Source organism: Actinomadura luzonensis, assembly GCF_022664455.2.
Classification (GTDB): Bacteria; Actinomycetota; Actinomycetes; order Streptosporangiales; family Streptosporangiaceae; genus Nonomuraea; species Nonomuraea luzonensis.
Genome location: NZ_JAKRKC020000003.1, coordinates 604,445 through 621,400 on the forward strand (window position 1 = coordinate 604,445; position 16,956 = coordinate 621,400).

Genomic DNA, 16,956 nt, shown 5'->3' on the forward strand with positions numbered 1-16,956 from the left:
ACCGAGGAGAGCCACGATGACCGGGACCACGATGATCGAGACCACGGAGACCATGACCACCCGCGACGGCGTCGAGCTGGTCGCCACCGTCTGGCGGCCCGCCCGCGAGGGGCGCTTCCCCGTCCTGCTGTCGCGCACCCCGTACGGCCGCGGCCTCGAAGGCCCCGGCTACCACCTGGACGTGCCGCGCCTGGTCGCCGACGGGTACGCCGTCGTCTGCCAGGACGTACGCGGCACCGGCGGCTCCGGCGGCGAGCTGCGCTTCATCGCCGGCGAGGCGGCCGACGGGCACGACGCCGTGCGCTGGGCGGCCACCCGCCCCTGGTCCGACGGCAACGTCGGCATGTACGGCGACTCCTACCTGGCGATCACCCAGCTCCTCGCCGCGCAGGAACGGCCCGAGGGGCTGCGGGCGATCGCGCCGCACGTGCCGCCGCTCGGCCTGTACGAGGCCGTGTACCAGCCGGGCGGCGTGGCCAACCTGAACATCATCCTCACCGTCGCCGTGATCGTGCTGGCCGTCGGCGAGCTGGACCGGCGGATCGCGCGCGGCACGGCGAGCCCGGCGGACAAGGAGGCGTACCTGACGGCGGTCACCCGGCCCGGCGCGCTCGACGAGCTGATGGAACGCCTGCCGCTGACCGACCAGCCGCTGCTGGCCGACCTCGTGCCGTTCTACGCCGCCTGGATGTCGGCCCCCGACCCGGCCGACCCGATGTGGGGCGGCGGCGTCGTCCGGCACGCCGCGATCGAGGTGCCCGCGCTGGTCAGCACCGGCTGGTACGACTACTTCCGCGACGCCTCGATCGAGCACTTCGCGCGGCTCGGCGGCGAGTCGCGGCTGATCGTCGGCCCGTGGTCGCACTTCAGCCACGAACGCCACATCTGCGGGCGCGACTACGGCGACCTGGCCAGTCACGAGGCGGTGGACTGGACCGGCGTCCACCTCGACTGGTTCGGGCACTGGCTGCGGGGGCGGCCGGCGGGCGACCGGGCGCGGGTGCGCATCTTCGTGATGGGGGACGACGCCTGGCGGGAGGAGGACTCCTGGCCGCCGCGCCGGGCCGAGCCGGTGCGCCACCACCTGCGTACGGACGGCACGCTGGCCGCCGAGGAGAGCCGGCCCGGCGAGGAGGGGCGGCCCGGCGAGGAGGGGTGGCTCGGGGAGTTCGTCGCCGATCCCGGTGACCCGGTGCCCACGGTGGGCGGGGCCGTGATGGTGTTCGACGCCTACGGGCCGCTCGACCAGCGCCCCCTGGACGGGCGCGGCGACGTGCTGCGCCACCAGAGCGCGCCCCTGACCGGCCGGGTCGAGGTCAGCGGCCCAGTCGAGCTGGTCGCGCGGATCTCCTCGACCGCGCCCGGCGCCGACGTCACCGCCAAGCTCGTCGACGTGCACCCGTCGGGGCGGGCCGAGCTGCTGACCGACGGGATCGTCCGGGTGACCGGCCTCGCGCCGGGCGAGGTGCGGGAGGTCCGGGTGCCGCTCGGCGCGATCTCCAACGCCTTCCTGCCGGGGCACCGGATCCGGGTCGACGTGGCCGGCTCGAACTTCCCCCGCTTCGCCCGCAACCCGGACAAGGGCACCACCACCCTGCACGCCCCGTCCTACGTCGTGCTGCCGACCATCCCGTAGACCTCCGGCCGGGTCAGGGCCGCGCCCTCGGCGAAGCACCGCTCGAAGCGCGCCTCGCCGAGGGCCCGCCGCGCCGCGGCCACCCCCTCCGTCGCCTCGGGCGTGCCGGAGTCGGCCATGCCGAAGTGGGAGTCGGCCGCCGAGGACGCCCCGAACAGCACGGCCGCCCGCTCGGGGTCGCCCCCGGCGAGCGCGGCCAGCGCGAAGCCGGACAACACGGCGGCCAGCAGCGGCCGGTCGGGCGCGGTCGCGCCGAGCGCGTCCAGGGCGCGCCGGTGCCGGCCGAGGGCCTGTTCCAGGTGGCCGGCCCGGGCCAGCGCGCGGCCGTGCGCGGTCAGCAGCGCGGCGGCGAACTGGGCGATCGGCGGGCCCTCGGCGAGCACGTCGAACAGGTCGCGGTAGCGGGCCAGGGCGCCGGGGAGGTCGCCGCGGCGCTCGTCGTAGGCGGCCTCGGCCATGCCGAGCTGCAACCGGGTCAGCGGGGACACCTCGTCGTCCATCGTGGCCCGCGCGCGGGCCAGGTCCTCGCGCGCGCCGTCCAGGTCGCCGCTCCTGATCCGCAGCTCGGCCAGCCGGACGAGGGTGGAGACGGCCTCGTCGGCGGCCACCCACCGGCTGGTCAGCGACCAGGTCTCGGCGATCAGGTCGCCGGTCGGGGCGCCCCTCGACGCCCGCGCGGCGGCCAGGGCGAGCAGCGCCTCGGTCAGCCCCCACCGGTCGCCGACCTCCCGGAACCCGGCGACCGCCCGCTCCAGCCGCTCCTCGCCGCCGTGCGAGCCGGACAACATGAGCGCCGCGCTCGCCAGCCAGCGGTCCTCGCTCGCCGCGTACTCCCGCATCAGCTCCGTGACGTGCTCGTCGCGCCCGGCGACGGCCGCGGCGACGGCGCGGCTGAGCCGGATCATCGGGTGCACCGGCCCCTCCCGCTCCGCCTGCTCCACCAGCTCGTCGAGCCGCCGCGACAGGGCCCGCATGCGCTCCCGGTCGCCGACGAACTCGGCGAACCTGGTCACGCCCTGCGCGAACAGGCAGCACAGGTACGCCGCGGTCAGGCCGGGCGGCGGCGCGTCGCCGGCCAGCCCGATCACCTGCGTGGCCCAGGCCAGGCTCTCCTGCCGGTAGCCGCACATCCACCAGTACCAGGTGAGCGCGGCGCAGAGCCGCAGCGCCGTCGCGGTCTCGCCGGCGTCCACGGCCCAGCGGAGGGCGGCGGCGAAGTCGTCGCGCTCGGCGGCCAGCCGCTCGATCCAGTCGATCTGCGCGGCCGTGCGCAGCTCGGGCACCGCGCGCTCGGCCAGGTCGAGGAGGCAGGCGGCGTGCCTCCGCCGGTACTCGGCGCTCTCGCCGGCCTCGGCCAGGCGCTCCAGCGCGTACGCCCTGATCGTCTCCAGCATCGTGTAGCGGCCGTCGGCGGTGACCTGCACCAGCGACTTGTCCGCCAGCGCGCCGAGCACCGCGCCCGCCTCGTGCCCGCAGACCGCCTCGACGCTCTCCAAAGCGGCCCCGCCCGCGAACACCCCGAACCGCGCGGCCAGCGCCCGCTCCTCGCTCTCCAGCAGGTCCCAGCTCCACCCCACGACCGCGCGGAGCGTCTGCTGGCGCGGCAGCGCCGTCCTGCTGCCGCCGGTCAGCAGCCGGAAGCGGTCGTCGAGGCGATCGGCGAGCTGCGCGGCACTCATCGTGCGGAGCCGCGCGGCGGCCAGCTCGATCGCCAGCGGCAGGCCGTCCAGCCTGCGGCACAGCTCGGCCACGGCGGCCACGTTGCCGTCGTCCAGCACGAACGCGGGCCGCGCCGCCACCGCCCGCTCCACCAGCAGCCGGACCGCCGGGTACGCCGCGGCCTCGGCCGCCGTGACCCCGGCGGGCGGGGGCTCCAGCGGCGGGATGGGGGCCAGGTGCTCGCCGGGGACGCTCAGCGGCTCCCGGCTGGTGGCCAGGACGCGCAGGCGGGGGCAGGCGGCGAGCAGCCGTTCGGCGAGCGCGGCGGCGGCGTCCAGCAGGTGCTCGCAGTTGTCCAGCACGAGCAGCACGTCGCCGTCGCCGACGGCGTCCGTGACGGCCTCCAGCGCGTCGCCGCCGGCCGGCGGGGTGGCGGCCGGTTCGAGGTGGTACGGCACCGGCCGGTCCTCGCGCAGGCCGAGGGCGTCGCAGACGGCGCCGGGCAGCTCGGCCGGGGCACTGAGGGAGGCCAGCTCGACCACCCAGCAGGCGTCCACGCGGTCCCCTGCGCGGGCGGCCGTCTCCAGGGCGAGGCGCGTCTTGCCCGCGCCGCCGGGCCCGACCACCGTGACGATCCTGGTCCGGCGCAGCAGCCGGGCGAGCTGCTCCAGCTCGGCCTCGCGCCCGATGAAGCTGGTCCGCGCCACCCGCACGTTCCCGCGCACGACCTGCCTGCCCACGGGAGCCGGCTCCCCGCCCGCACGGCGCTGCGCGGCGGGCGCGGCCGGGCGGCCGGTGTGCGGCTCCCCGGTCAGCACGGCCAGGTGGGCGGCGCGCAGCTCGGCGCCGGGGTCCACGCCCAGCTCGTCGGCGAGCCTCCGCCGGGTGCGTTCGAACAGCTCCAGCGCCTCCGCCTGCCGGCCGCCGGCCGCCAGCGCGCGCACGGCGAGCGCCGCGAGCCGCTCCCGCAGCGGGTGGGCGGCAAGCTCGGCCCGCAGCTCCACCGCCAGCCCGGCCGCTCCCCCAGCCGACAGCCCGGCCGATCCCTCAGCCGCCGGCCCGGCCGCTTCTCCGGTCGCCAACCGGGCCTCGGCGCGTGCTTCGACCGCGCACAGCCGCTCCTGCTCCAGCCCCTCCGCCACGTCCCGCAGGTACGGCACGCCGGTGAGCCCCGCGAGGGCCGTCCCGCGCCAGAGCCGCAGCGCCTCCTCCGGGCTGCCCCGCCCGGCCAGCCGCCGGAAGCGGAGCGCGTCCACGTCGTCCCCCGCCAGCGCCAGCCGGTACCCGCCGGGCCGGCTCTCCAGCACCTTCTCCGGCCTGAGCGCCACCCGCAGCCGCCTGACCAGCGTCTGCAGGGCGTTGGCCGCGTTGCCCGGCGGCTCGCCGGGCCACAGGACGTCGATCAGCCGGTCGGCGGTGACCACCCGCCCGGCGTCGAGCGCCAGCACCGCCAGCAGGGCCCGCAGCCGGAGCCCGCCGACCTCGATCGGCCCGCCGGCGCCCTCGACCTCCATCGGCCCCAGGATGGATATCCGCACATGTCCCATCCTGCCCGCATCTGCGGAGCCGGGGGCTGGCTCCAGACCGGGAACAGCGTGACGACCGTCGTGGACGTGGATGCGGGAGGAGCGGAGGCGCGGCACCACGAGGTAGCGGCGTTCGACGTGGGGGTGGAGCGCGATATGGCGGGATCTGGTATCCGCCGGGGGACTGAGCAGGCGGTACGGTGAGATCCGTGTTCTTCGGCATCACCGATTTCTGGGCCTATGTGATCGGCGCCTTCCTGATCATCCTCCTGCCCGGCCCCAACTCCCTCTACGTGCTCAGCTTCGCCGCTCAGCACGGCGTCCGCCAGGGCTACCGGGCCGCCGCCGGGGTCTTCGTCGGCGACACCGTGCTGATGGTCCTCACCGCCGCCGGCGCGGCCTCCCTGCTGCGCTCGAACCCGATCCTGTTCATGGTCGTCAAGTACGCCGGCGCCGGCTACCTGGCGTGGGTCGGCTTCCAGATGATCAGGGGCGCCTGGCGCTCCTGGCGGGCGCGGGGGCGGGGCACGGAGGCCGCCGTCCCGGCGCAGGCCGCCGTGGAGCACCAGCCGCGCCCGTTCCGCAAGGCGCTGACGATCAGCCTGCTCAACCCGAAGGCGATCCTGTTCTTCGTCTCGTTCTTCGTGCAGTTCGTGGATCCGGCCTACAGCGCGCCGGCGTTGTCGTTCCTGATCCTCGGCGCGGTCATCCAGGTCTTCAGTTTTCTCTACCTGACGTCGCTGATCTTCGGCGGCACTTTCCTGGCCGCCCAGTTCCGCCGGCACCAGCGGGTCAGCGCCGGGCTGACCTCGTGCGTCGGGGCCGTCTTCCTGGGGTTCGGCGCGAAGCTGGCCACCGCTTCACTGGGCTGAAAGCCGGGTTCAAGCACCTGCTGGTTCGGTAGGACACAGATGGAACGTGGCAAAAGAGGCAGTCGCACCGCCCTGGCTCGGGTACGGTAAGCCACCGGCGTGCTTCCCGGACGCCAGGGCGATGCCGCCGCGGTAAGTGCGAGCGGTCCATCAGGAAAGCCCTGGCCCCTCGAAGCCCGGGTAGTCGCTGATCGTCGGCCTATCTGCGGAGCAGCCTTGAACCATCCCCCGGTGACCCTCCCCCGCCTCGGCGCGCTGGCCCGCGAGGCGGCGCCCAAGCTGCTCGAAGCCGTCGTGGCCCCGCTGGCGGTGTTCTATCTCGCCATGGTGGTCCTCGGGTTCAAGTGGGCGTTGATCGCCACCGTCGCCTGGGTCTACCTCGGCGTGGCGTGGCGGCTGATCAGGCGGGTGAAGGTGCCCGCCACCATGTACCTCGCGGCGTTCGCGATCACCGTGCGCGCCCTCGTGTCGTTCTGGACCGGCACCTGGATGTGGTTCTTCATCCAGCCGGAGCTGGGCACGATCTGCATCAGCATGGCCTTCCTCGCCTCCGTCCGGCTCAACCGGCCGCTGGTGCAGAAGCTCACGCTCGACTACATCCACCTGCCGTCGGCGGTGCTCAGGCACGAGCGCATCCGCAGGTTCTTCGCCCGGATCACGCTGCTGTGGGCGTTCGTGCTGCTGATGAACTCGACGCTGAGCATCGCGCTGGCCGTGTACGAGAGCCTGGGCGGCTCGCTCGGCGCGTTCATGGTGCTGCGCACCTCAGCGGTGGCCGTGATCAGCGGGCTGGCGATCACGTTCTCGGTGTGGGCCTTCAAGCGGGTGCTGCGCCGGCTGCACGTCGCGCACGCCTGACCGTTCGGCCAGCAGGTACGCCCCGCACAGCCCCATCACGAGCCCCGGTCAGCAGGCCGAACAGGTCGGCGATCCGCACCGGCGCCCCGGCGGCGCCGAACGGCCCTCCGACGACGGTGAGCAGCGAGCCGTAGAGCCCGTTCGCGAACAGGGCGCCCGAGCCCAGCCAGGCGGCCACCAGCCGGCGCGGCCCCTGACCCCGCACCAGGGCCGCGAGCGCGAGGGCGCCGCCCACCGCGAACACCCCCTTCACCCCGTTCTGGACGCCCGCCGCGGCGCTCGTGCCGCCGCCGCCGCCGGTGACCGCCCAGAAGAGCCGCACCGCGCCGAGCACCCCGGCCACCAGCAGCACGCCCCGGGCCACGACCGCGTGCAGCGGCGCGGCCGGCCCGGCGAAGGGGAAGCGGGCGAACGCGAACGGCCAGCGCTCGCGGGCGTACAGGACGAAGGCCGTCATCAGCGCGAGACCCTGGACGATGAACCCGCCGTAGACCATCAGGTACACCCACGGCCGGACCGGGCTGCCGCCCGCGAACACCGCGCCGCCGTGCGTCAGCAGCGCCAGCGGCGTCGTGACGGCGACCTCCGACAGCAGGCCGGTGCCCGCCCACAGCGGCAGCAGCACCAGCCAGGCGGGCAGCCGCAGGCCCCACCGCATGGTGAGGGCCACCGCCAGCAGCAGCCCGACGGCCTCCATGCCGAAGGTCACGGCGTTGGCCCCGATCATGGACGACTCGCGCATGAGGCCGGGATCGCTCACCCCGATGGGCCGCCCGGCCAGCCAGAGGACCTTCAGCGTCAGGTAGGGCAGCATGGCGGCGCCCGCCACGAGCCCGGCGGTGACGCGGGCCAGGCCCGCTCTCTCGTACGTCATGCACCGAGCCTCGCGCGCCGCGCTACGGGCGGCCTCCCGAGCCGCGGGGATCCTCCTCCCCCGCGAGGGGGAGCTCGACGGCCAGCTCGAAGCCGCCGTCCACGGGCCCGGCGGTCAGCGTGCCGCCCGCCAGCCGGACGCGTTCGCGCAGGCCGGTCAGCCCCAGGCCGCCGCGGCGGGCGGCGGGCCGGCCGCGCGGCGGGCCGTTGCGCACGCTCACCCGGTGCGGCTCGACCGTGACCCGCACGGCGGCCCCGGGCGCGTGCTTGGCGGCGTTGGTCAGCCCCTCCTGGACGACGGCGTGCGCCAGGCCGGGCACCGGGCCCGCCGCCAGGTCGAGGGTGATCGCCATGCCGGAGTCCCTGGCCCGGCCGACCAGCTCGGCCACGTCCTCGTCCACGGGCGACAGCGGCGCCGGGTCGGCGTCCTCGCGCAGCAGCCCGATGATCTGCCGCAGCCGCTCGGTGGCCTCGGCCGCCGCCACCCGCAGCTCCCCCGCCGCCCTGGCCTGCGCCGGGGCCAGCCCGGGCGCCACCTCCAGCCCGGCGGCGCGGACCGCGATGAGGGCCAGGTCGTGGCCGAGCGAGTCGTGCATGTCGCGGGCGATCCTGGCCCGCTCGCGCAGCCGGGCCTGCGCCTCGGCCGACAGCCTGGCCTGGCGGCGCTGCTGGAGCAGCAGCCGCCGCAGCACGCCCAGCAGGTACGGCACCAGATACGTGCCGACCAGCCCGGTCACCATCGACACCCAGAGCGCGAGGTCGCCGCCGGCGGCGAGCACGACCGCCACCCCGACCGCCGCGATGAGGCCGAACGCCACGACCGGCGGCCACGCCCCGGCCGCCCGCCGCCCGGTCAAGTAGGCGTACCAGACGATGAACGGCGAGGTCGCCACCAGCGGCAGGATCTTCACGTCGCGCCGGGGCAGCAGCCAGGTCAGGTCCACCGTCGCGAAGCCGTCGCTGAAGCGCCACGGGCCGAGCGGCAGCAGCAGCACCAGGGCCGCGAGCGGCCACCGCCGCCCCACCAGCACCGCCGCCGTCGCGAGGGCGAGCCGCGGCACGGTCACCGTCGCGAAGGCGGCCGGATCCGCGGTGGGGTCGGGCCCCATGGCGGCGACGAAGGCGAGGAGGAACACCCAGAGCAGCAGGTCGACGACCACCTCGCGGCGGCTCTCCCTGCGCAGCGGCCGCAGAAGTCTCACGTCACCGACCTTATGAGGGTCCGGAGGGGGCCCGCCCTCCTCCTCAGACAGGAGGCGACCCTGACGAAAGTCAGGGTGGGGCGCGCGACACCGTCCGGGTAGAGCTAGCACCACCCCCAAAGCGCCTACCTCCACTGCTGTGCGGGCCTGCGCGAACGGGTTGGATCGACGGTGTGGCCCGGGGATCGCGGCACCGGCCCCGACGAAAGTCGGGGGTGGCGGCTGCCGATCGGCCGATGTGCCGCGACCAGCGGAGTTTCTAGCTTCAAGGGATACCGGCCCTGACCCGATTAGGGGATGGGTCCGCGTTCGACCGGGGGCATCCCCGATGCCCCGGGACCTCCCGTACCGAGACGCTGTCGGTATGTCCTGAAGATCGGAGTTCTCGCCCCATGTCGCATGCCGTTCTCGACCTGGTCCAGCAGGTCATGTCGTCGCCCTGGCTCTACGTCGCGCTGTTCGCGCTGGCCGTGCTCGACGGGTTCTTCCCGGTCGTGCCGGCCGAGACGTCGGTGATCACGGCGGCGGTGTTCGCCGCGTCGGGGGAGACGAACCTCGCGCTGGTGATCGTGGTCGCGGCGCTCGGCGCGTTCGCCGGCGACCACGTCTCGTACCTGATCGGCAACAAGTCCGCCGGGCGGCTGCGGGGCAGGAAGGCGTTCGTCTGGGCGCGCGACGCGCTGGCCGAGCGGGGCGGGCTGGTGCTCGTCGTGGCCCGCTACATCCCGGGCGGACGGACCGCGACCACGCTCACCATGGGCGCGGTGCGGCACCCGCTGCGCTCGTTCACGTTCTTCGACGCGATCGCCGCGGTCTCGTGGGCGCTCTACTCGGGGCTGATCGGGTTCTTCGGCGGGATGGCGTTCGAGAACGACCCGATCAAGGGGCTGCTGCTGGGCCTCGGCATCGCGCTGTCCGTCACCGCGGTCGTCGAGGTCGTGCGGTGGGCCAGGAAGCGGCGCGCCATCCAGCCTTCCCCGGAACGTCTTCCCGCGGACACGTCCGTTTGACCCTGCCTGGCAACCATCCGTCGTGAGAGGAGTGCGCGCATGACTGTACTGGCCGCGGTGATCGCCCTGGTCGGTTCGTTGTTCTTCGCGCTCGGCGCGGCCCTTCAGCAGTTCGAGGCGGCCGGCTCGGCGAAGCCGGGACTCCTGACGCTGCTGCGCCGGCCGCGCTGGCTGGCCGGCGGCGCGTCCATCCTGGCGGGCGGCGGCCTGCACATCGTCGCGCTCGGCCTCGGCCCGCTGACCGTCGTGCAGCCGATGGGCGTGGCCAGCCTGCTGTTCGCGCTGCCCATCGCCGCCACGCTGCACGGCCGCCGGCCCTCGCGCAAGGAGCTGGGCGCGGCCGGGGTGGTGGCGGCGGGCCTGGTCGGCCTCGTGCTGATGGTGCCGGAGTCCGAGGGGCCGACCCGGCTCGCCCCGGACGGCGTGCTCATCCTCCTCGCCGTGTCCGGGATCGCGGCGGTGCTGCTCTGGGCCGGCGCGCGGGTGGCCTCGCCGGCCGCGCGGGCGGCGCTGCTCGCCACCAGCTCCGGCGTCCTGTACGGCGCCACGGCCACCCTCATGCGGGTGCTCGTGGACGGCGGCTGGAACTGGTGGTACCTGCTGGCCCTGCCGGCGCCCGCGCTGCTGGCGCTGATGATGCTGCAGCGGGCCTACGCCGTCGGGCACTTCGGCGTGTCGTTCGCCTCGCTGCAGGTCGCCGACCCGCTGACGGCGGTCGCCTTCGGCGCGCTGCTGCTCGGCGAGCCGCTGCCGACCGGGGTCGCGCCGGTCGCGGCCGCCCTGCTGACCGCCGCCGGCACCGTCGCGCTGGCGCGCACCAGCCCCCTGGAGGCGCGCACCGAGCCCGCCTGACCGGTCCCCCGTCCCCTGTCCCCGTCCCCCGTCCCCTGTCCCCGTCCCCTGTCCCCGTCCCCCCTGCCCGTCGTCCCCCGTTCTCTCTCCGGTCCTCCCCCGGCCGGGTTCCCTTGCGATTCTGGAGTCACCGTCATGGCCATGCCCCTGCACAGCGTCAGCGACCGCGCCGAGCTCGCCCCCGCCCCCGAGCGCCCTCGCCGGGTGCTGATCTCGACCGACACCTACCCGCCCGACGTCAACGGCGCCGCCTACTTCACCCACCGTCTGGCCACCGGCCTCGCCGAGCGCGGCAACCAGGTGCACGTGGTCTGCCAGTCGGAGCACGGCCCGGCCAGCGCCGACGTCGTGGACGGCGTGGTCGTGCACCGGCTGCGCTCGGCGCCGCTGCTGGTCCACCCGACGATGCGGGTCACCGTCCCGGCCCGGCTCGACCGGCTGGTCGCCGACATCCGGCCCGACGTGCTGCACACGCAGGGCCACTTCGTGGTCGGCCGGGCCGCCATCGGCGCGGCCCGCCGCGCGGGCGTCCCCGTCGTCGCCACCAACCACTTCATGCCCGACAACCTCTTCCAGTTCGCCCACATCCCGGCGCGGCTGCGGGCCGGGGCGGGCCGGCTGGCCTGGCGCGACTTCAGCCGGATCTTCAACCGGGCCGACCACGTCACCACGCCCACCCCGCTGGCCGCCAAGCTGCTGGCCGACCAGGGGTTCGCACGCGAGGTGGAGCCGGTGTCCTGCGGCATCGACCTGACCAGGTTCCACCCGCACGCCGAGCCGAAGGCGTGGGCGCGCAGGCTGTTCGGGCTGCCCGACCGGCCGACCGCGCTGTTCGTCGGCCGCCTGGACGAGGAGAAGCGCATCGACGAGCTGATCCGCGCGCTGCCCCTGGTGCTCAACGAGACCGACGCGCAGGTCGCGCTGGTCGGCAAGGGCAGCCAGCGGGAGGAGCTGGAGCGCCTGGCGCACCGGATCGGGGTGGGCGACCGGGTGTTCTTCCTCGGCTTCGTCCCCGACGAGACCATGCCGCAGGCCTACGCCGCGGCCGACGTGTTCGCCATGCCGGGCATCGCCGAGCTGCAGAGCATCGCCACGCTGGAGGCCATGGCGACCGGCCTGCCGGTGATCGCGGCCGACGCCATGGCGCTGCCGCACCTGGTGGTCTGCAACGGCCACCTGTTCCAGCCGGGCGACGTGGTCGGGCTGGCCCGCCACCTGACCCGCGTCCTCACCGACGACGTCCTGCGCGCCAGGTACGGCGCGGCCAGCAGGGAGCTGGCGCTCACCCACGACCACCAGGCGTCGCTGGCCCGGTTCGAGGCGATCTACGACGAGGTGACGCGATGACACCGCGCTGGAGCGTGGCGGGGACGCTCGCCGGCACGCTCGCCTCGGCGGCGGCGCTGGCCTGGGCCGAGCTCACCCTGCCCGCCCAGCCGCTGCTCAGCGACTACGCGCTGGTTCCCGGCGGGATGATGCCGGTGCTCGCCGGGATGCTGGCGCTCGCGGGGGCGTGCCTGTGTCTCGCGTACGGGCTGGCGACGGCCGAGCCGGCGCGCACCGCCGCCACCCGCGTGCTGCTGCTGGCCGGGGCCGCCGGCCTGATGATGAGCGCGGTCTTCCCGACCGACCCCGGCACCGCGCAGGTCGGCACCCTGTCCGGGGAGATCCACCGCTGGTCGGCGGCCGTGGTCTTCACCTCGCTGCCGGTCGCCGGCTGGAGCCTGGCGCGAGGCCGGGCGGCGGCGGCCCGCTGGAACGCGGTGCGGGCCGTGAGCGTGGCCTCGGCCCTGACGCTCGCCGTGTACCTGGCAGCGCACCCGGCCGCCGTCACCTCGCCGCTGATCGGCGGCGCTTCCTACTACGGGCTGCTGGAGCGGGCCGTGGTGCTGGCCGAGATGACGCTCCTCGTCACGATGGCGCTGGCCGCGACGGCGCGCCGCGTCACCGGGCGGGCCGCGGCCCCCGTGCCGGTGGAGGCCGTCCCGCCGCGGGACTCCTCCCGGCTGGCCGCCTGACCGGCATGCTTCGGCCGTCGTCGAACGATCCTGCTCCTAGCGTGGGTGACATGTTCATCACCCGTCACGCCGAAGCCCTGGCGGTGCTCGCCGACACCCGGTACGTGCCGCCTCCCGTACGTCAGGACGGCCGCGAGGGGACGCTCGCCTGGCTGCGCGCCCACGTCTCGCGGTTCAGCACCGGCGACACGCACGCCGCCCGCCGCCGCCTGGTCGAGGAGCGCCTGGCCGGCCTGGACCCCGCCGCCTTGCGCGACGCCGCCCGCACCGCGACCCTGGAGGCGCGCGGCGACTGGCGGGGCGTGCCGACGCGGGTGCTCGGCGCCGCGCTCGGCGTCGCGGACCCCGATGCCCTGCCCGCGCCGGTCGCCGCCGCCGCGGCCGGCTACCTGTCGGGCGAGGAGAGCCCGCGGGCCGACGCCGCCGTCGCCGCCCTTTTGGACCGGGCCGACCTCCCGGCCGTGACTCTGCTCCTCCAGGCCCACTCCGCCGTCGAGACCCTGATCGAGCACGCCCTGCCGCACCTGGCCCAGCCGGGTGACGTCGAGGCGCTGCTCCGCGAGACGCTCCGGCACGACCCGCCGCTCAAGGCCACCCGCAGGCTGGACACCCGCACCGGCGACGAGGTGACCCTCGACCTGACGGCCGCCAACAGGGACCCGGACGTCTTCCCCGACCCCGGCCGGTTCGACCCGGCCCGCGGGCAGGCCCCGCACCTGACGTTCGGCGCGGGCGTGCGGCCCTGCCCGGCGCCCGCGCACGCGCTCGCCCTCGCCGCCGGCGTGCTGGAGGGCCTGCGGGACGGGGGACGCCGGTGAACGCCGCCCAGCGCTTCCGCGACCTGCACCGCCCCGGCCGGCCGTTCCTGCTGCCCAACGCCTGGGACTACGGCTCGGCCGCCGCCCTGGCCGCGTCGGGCTTCCCCGCGATCGGCACCACCAGTCTCGGCGTGGCCGCCGTGCACGGCAGGCCGGACGCGGCCGGCGTCACCCGGGCCGAGACCGTCGAGCTGGCCGAGGCGATCAAGGGCCTCGGCGTGCTGGTCACCGTGGACGTCGAGGGCGGCTTCAGCGACGACCCGGCCGAGGTGTCCGCCCTGGTGGCGGGCCTGGCCGCGCTGGGCGTGGCGGGCGTGAACATCGAGGACGGCCGCCCCGACGGCACCCTGCGCCCGATCGGCCTCCAGCAGGAGATCATCCAGGCGGCCCTGGGGCACGGCGTGTTCGTCAACGCCCGCACCGACACCTGCTGGCTGCGCACCGGCGACACGCTGGAGCGGGTGCGCGCGTACGGGCACGCCGACGGCGTCTTCGTGCCCGGGCTCACCGGCCTGGACGCGGTCGCCGAGGTCGCGGCGGCCACGCCGCTGCCGCTCAACGTGCTGCACCAGCCGGACGGGCCCACCCTGGCCGAGCTCGGCGCGGCCGGGGTGGCGCGGGTGAGCACCGGGTCGCTGCTGTACCGGGCCGCGCTGCAGGGGGCGCTCGCGACGGCGCTCGCCGTGCAGGGCCGGCCCGCGCCGCCCGTCCCGACGTACGCGGAGACCGCCGCGATGCTCCCCCAGCCGGGATAATCGAGGCATGCGCTTCCAGATCCTCGGGCCCACGGCCGCGCTGGGCGAGGACGGCGAGCCGGTCGCGCTCGGCGGCCCGCGGGTGCGGGCGCTGCTCGCGCTGCTGGCCCTGCACGCCGGGCGCGTGGTCGCCGCGGACCGGCTCGTCGCCGGCCTGTACGGCCCGGAGCCGCCCGAAGGCGTGGCCAACGCGCTGCAGTCGCAGGTGTCCCGGCTGCGCCGGGCGCTCGGCCGGGATCTGGTGGAGTTCCATCCGGCCGGCTACCGGCTGGCCGCCGACCCGTCCGAGGTGGACGCCCGCCGCTTCGAGCAGCTCGCCGCCGACGGCCGCCGGGCGCTCGCGGCCGGCGACCCGGGCCGGGCCGCGGAGCTGCTGCGCGAGGGGCTGGAGCTGTGGCGGGGCGCGCCGCTGGCCGACGCCCCGCACGCCGGGGGCGCGGCGACCGCGCTGGAGGAGCTGCGCCTGGCCGCCGTGGAGGACCGCGTGCAGGCCGACCTCGACCTCGGCCGGCACCGCGAGCTGGCCGGCGAGCTGCGCGGCCTGATCGCCGCGCACCCGCTGCGCGAGCGGCTGCGCGCCCAGCTCATGCGGGCTTTGTACGGCAGCGGCCGGCAGGCCGAGGCGCTGACCGTCTACGACGAGGCCAGGAAGACCCTCGGCGAGGAGCTGGGCGTCGAGCCGGGCGCCGAGCTGGCCGCCGCGCACCTCGCCGTGTTACGGGCCGACCCGGCGCTCGGCGCGCCCGCGCCCCCGGTCACCCGGCAGCGGCAGGGGCTGCGGGCGCAGCTCACCAGCTTCGTCGGCCGGGCCGAGGAGCTGGCCCAGGTGCGCGCCCGGCTGCGGGCCGACCGGCTGGTGACGCTGATCGGCCCGGGCGGCGCGGGCAAGACCAGGCTCGCGGCCGAGGCGGCCGCGCAGGAGCCGGAGGACGTCTGCTTCGTCCCGCTCGCCCCGGTCTCCGACAGCTCGGACGTGCCCGCCGCCGTGCTGGCGGCGCTCGGCGTCCGCGAGGCCCTGCGGCCCGCCGACCGGCCCGTGGACCCGCTGACCCGGCTGGCGACCGCGCTCGCCGGCCGCGAGCTGCTGCTCGTGCTGGACAACTGCGAGCACGTGATCACGGCCACCGCCGAGCTGACCGACCATCTGCTGGCCTGCTGTCCCGGCCTGCGGGTGCTGGCCACCGGGCGGGAGGCGCTGGGCATCACCGGCGAGTCGATCCTGCCCGTCGCGCCGCTGCCGCTGCCGCCGCCCGAGGCCGGCGACCCGCTGGCCTATCCGGCGGTGCGGCTGTTCGCCGACCGGGCGGCCGCCGTGCGGCCCGGCTTCGCCGTGGACGCGGGCAACGCGGCGCAGGTGGTGCGCATCTGCCGGGCGCTCGACGGGCTGCCGCTCGCCATCGAGCTGGCCGCGGCGCGGCTGCGCACGCTGTCGGTCGCGGACGTGGCGGCGCGGCTGGACGACCGGTTCCGGCTGCTGGCCCGGGGCAGCCGCACGGCGTTGCCCCGGCACCAGACGTTGCACGCGGTCGTGGCCTGGAGCTGGGACCTGCTGGACGCCGACGAGCAGCGCCTGGCCGCGCGGCTCAGCGTGTTCGTGGGCGGGGCGCGGCCCGAGGCGGCCGAGCGGGTGTGCGGGCTGCCGGAGGAGGTGTTGTTCTCGCTGGCGGAGAAGTCGCTGGTGGAGCAGGTCGGCGGGCGCTACCGGATGCTGGAGACGATTCAGGCGTTCTGCGCGGAGCGGCTGGCGGAGTCGGGTGAGGCGGCGGCGCTCCGCGACGCCCACACCGGCTACTGCCTGGACCTGGTGCTGGCGGCCGACGCCCGGCTGCGCACCCGCGAGCAGTTGCCCTGGCTGGCCCGCCTGGACGAGGAGAGCGACGACGTCAACGCGGCCCTGCGCTGGGCGATCGAGACCGGCCAGGTGGAGACCGCGCTGCGGCTGCTGGCCCACAGCGCCTGCTACTGGTGGATGCGCGGCCACCGCGCCACCAGCGCCGCCCTCGCCGCCGACCTGCTGGCCACGCTCGGCGAGCGCCGCCCGCCGGAGCTGATGGAGGAGTACGTGATGTGCGTGCTCGTCTCCGCCTGGGCCGGCACCGCCGACCGGCGGGCACGCGAGCGCCTGGAGGAGGTGCGGACGCTGCTGCCGGTCACCTACCTGCCGGAGCGGGTGGAGTTCCTGATGATGCTGCTGTCCATGCTCACCGGCCCGCCAGGGGACTTCGCGGAGGCCTACGAGCTGGTCACGGCCATAATGGACGGCCTGCCGCCGTGGCAGCGGGCGCTGTCGCACAGCGGGGCGGCGTTCGTGCTGCAGGCGCTCGGCCGCATCGAGGAGGCGCTGGAGCATTTCGAGCAGGGCCGGGCGGAGTTCACCGAGATCGGCGAGCGGTGGGGCCTGACGCTGGTGCTGTCCGGGCTCGGCGCGTTGTACCAGGAGCAGGGCGACTACCGGCGGGCGTGCGCGCTCGCCGAGGAGGCGCTGGCCACGGCGCGCGAGCTGGGCGCGGTGACGGAGACCGCCGAGGCGCTGTGCCGGCGCGGCGACGCGCTCCAGCACCTGGGCGAGCCGGCGCGGGCGCGGGCCGACTACCTGCTCGCCGTCGAGCTGTCCGGCCGCAACGGCTCCGGCGAGATGCTGGCCTGGGCGCATCTCGGGCTGGCCGAGGTGGCGCTGCGGGACGGCGCGCCCGGGCAGGCGCGGGCCCTGCTGCGGCGGGCCCGCGAGGAGTGCCCGGAGGACTGGTTCAGCGCCCACGACACCCGCGTCCGCATCGACGCGGCGCTGGCGCAGGCGGGCGCACCGGCAGGCGGGCCGGTCAGCGGAACGGTCAGCGAGCGGTAGGCCCGCGGTCAGGCGGCCCCGCGACAGTGGCC

13 protein-coding genes are annotated in these 16,956 nt (G+C 76.0%); 10 read left to right on the forward strand and 3 right to left on the reverse strand.

The features are described 5' to 3' along the window. Nucleotides 1–16 precede the first annotated feature (16 nt). Nucleotides 17–1,636: a CocE/NonD family hydrolase gene (locus MF672_RS47820; protein ID WP_242374457.1), complete on the forward strand. Its 1,620-nt coding sequence runs from the start codon at nt 17–19 to the stop codon at nt 1,634–1,636. On the opposite strand, the gene MF672_RS47825 is transcribed toward MF672_RS47820, so the two are convergent. Continuing rightward, nucleotides 1,609–4,833, reverse strand: a complete 3,225-nt coding sequence (locus tag MF672_RS47825) for an AfsR/SARP family transcriptional regulator (RefSeq protein ID WP_242374458.1) — start codon at nt 4,831–4,833, stop codon at nt 1,609–1,611. The two genes, MF672_RS47820 and MF672_RS47825, sit on opposite strands and share 28 nt — an antisense overlap. A gap of 197 nt (nt 4,834–5,030) precedes the next feature. Here MF672_RS47825 and leuE point away from each other — a divergent pair, with 197 nt between their 5' ends. Continuing rightward, nucleotides 5,031–5,693, forward strand: coding sequence for a leucine efflux protein LeuE (gene leuE, locus MF672_RS47830; RefSeq protein ID WP_242374459.1), 663 nt, complete (start codon nt 5,031–5,033; stop codon nt 5,691–5,693). A gap of 231 nt (nt 5,694–5,924) precedes the next feature. Continuing rightward, a complete protein-coding gene (locus tag MF672_RS47835; protein ID WP_242374460.1) occupies nt 5,925–6,551 on the forward strand; it encodes a VC0807 family protein in 627 nt (208 codons plus the stop codon). Here the strand turns inward: MF672_RS47835 and MF672_RS47840 are convergent. Beyond that, nucleotides 6,511–7,425, reverse strand: a complete 915-nt coding sequence (locus tag MF672_RS47840; protein WP_242374461.1) for a hypothetical protein — start codon at nt 7,423–7,425, stop codon at nt 6,511–6,513. The genes MF672_RS47835 and MF672_RS47840 overlap by 41 nt on opposite strands. Before the next feature lie 22 nt (nt 7,426–7,447). Further along, nucleotides 7,448–8,626 carry a sensor histidine kinase gene (locus MF672_RS47845; RefSeq protein ID WP_242374462.1) on the reverse strand — a complete coding sequence of 393 codons (1,179 nt, stop codon included), beginning with the start codon at nt 8,624–8,626 and terminating at the stop codon, nt 7,448–7,450. A 392-nt stretch (nt 8,627–9,018) separates the two neighbouring features. On the opposite strand from MF672_RS47845, the gene MF672_RS47850 reads away from it, so the two are divergent. From MF672_RS47850 to MF672_RS47880, 7 genes are all read left to right on the forward strand, one after another. Next, nucleotides 9,019–9,636, forward strand: coding sequence for a DedA family protein (locus MF672_RS47850; protein WP_242374463.1), 618 nt, complete (start codon nt 9,019–9,021; stop codon nt 9,634–9,636). 39 nt (nt 9,637–9,675) lie between these two features. Next, complete coding sequence (locus tag MF672_RS47855) at nt 9,676–10,488, forward strand: DMT family transporter (RefSeq protein ID WP_242374464.1); 813 nt, start codon at nt 9,676–9,678, stop codon at nt 10,486–10,488. A 135-nt stretch (nt 10,489–10,623) separates the two neighbouring features. Beyond that, nucleotides 10,624–11,835 (forward strand): glycosyltransferase, encoded by a 1,212-nt coding sequence (locus tag MF672_RS47860; protein WP_507161388.1) that lies wholly within the window; start codon nt 10,624–10,626, stop codon nt 11,833–11,835. Further along, nucleotides 11,832–12,506, forward strand: coding sequence for a DUF998 domain-containing protein (locus MF672_RS47865; protein WP_242374466.1), 675 nt, complete (start codon nt 11,832–11,834; stop codon nt 12,504–12,506). Before MF672_RS47860 ends, MF672_RS47865 begins: the two co-directional genes overlap by 4 nt. A gap of 50 nt (nt 12,507–12,556) precedes the next feature. After that, on the forward strand, nt 12,557–13,324 hold the full coding sequence (locus tag MF672_RS51710; RefSeq protein ID WP_302893424.1) for a cytochrome P450: 768 nt from the start codon (nt 12,557–12,559) through the stop codon (nt 13,322–13,324). Beyond that, nucleotides 13,321–14,079, forward strand: a complete 759-nt coding sequence (locus tag MF672_RS47875; RefSeq protein WP_242374467.1) for an isocitrate lyase/PEP mutase family protein — start codon at nt 13,321–13,323, stop codon at nt 14,077–14,079. Before MF672_RS51710 ends, MF672_RS47875 begins: the two co-directional genes overlap by 4 nt. Before the next feature lie 7 nt (nt 14,080–14,086). Then, on the forward strand, nt 14,087–16,924 hold the full coding sequence (locus MF672_RS47880; protein WP_242374468.1) for an AfsR/SARP family transcriptional regulator: 2,838 nt from the start codon (nt 14,087–14,089) through the stop codon (nt 16,922–16,924). Nucleotides 16,925–16,956 lie beyond the last annotated feature (32 nt).

Bases quoted from the DNA above. Each gene is read 5' to 3' on its own strand.
- MF672_RS47865 (WP_242374466.1), top strand. From the start codon at position 11,832: ATGACACCGCGCTGGAGCGTGGCGGGGACGCTCGCCGGCACGCTCGCC.
- MF672_RS47820 (WP_242374457.1), top strand. From the start codon at position 17: ATGACCGGGACCACGATGATCGAGACCACGGAGACCATGACCACCCGC.
- MF672_RS47850 (WP_242374463.1), top strand. From the start codon at position 9,019: ATGTCGCATGCCGTTCTCGACCTGGTCCAGCAGGTCATGTCGTCGCCC.
- MF672_RS47880 (WP_242374468.1), top strand. From the start codon at position 14,087: ATGCGCTTCCAGATCCTCGGGCCCACGGCCGCGCTGGGCGAGGACGGC.
- MF672_RS47855 (WP_242374464.1), top strand. From the start codon at position 9,676: ATGACTGTACTGGCCGCGGTGATCGCCCTGGTCGGTTCGTTGTTCTTC.
- MF672_RS47840 (WP_242374461.1), bottom strand. From the start codon at position 7,425: ATGACGTACGAGAGAGCGGGCCTGGCCCGCGTCACCGCCGGGCTCGTG.
- MF672_RS51710 (WP_302893424.1), top strand. From the start codon at position 12,557: ATGTTCATCACCCGTCACGCCGAAGCCCTGGCGGTGCTCGCCGACACC.
- MF672_RS47860 (WP_507161388.1), top strand. From the start codon at position 10,624: ATGGCCATGCCCCTGCACAGCGTCAGCGACCGCGCCGAGCTCGCCCCC.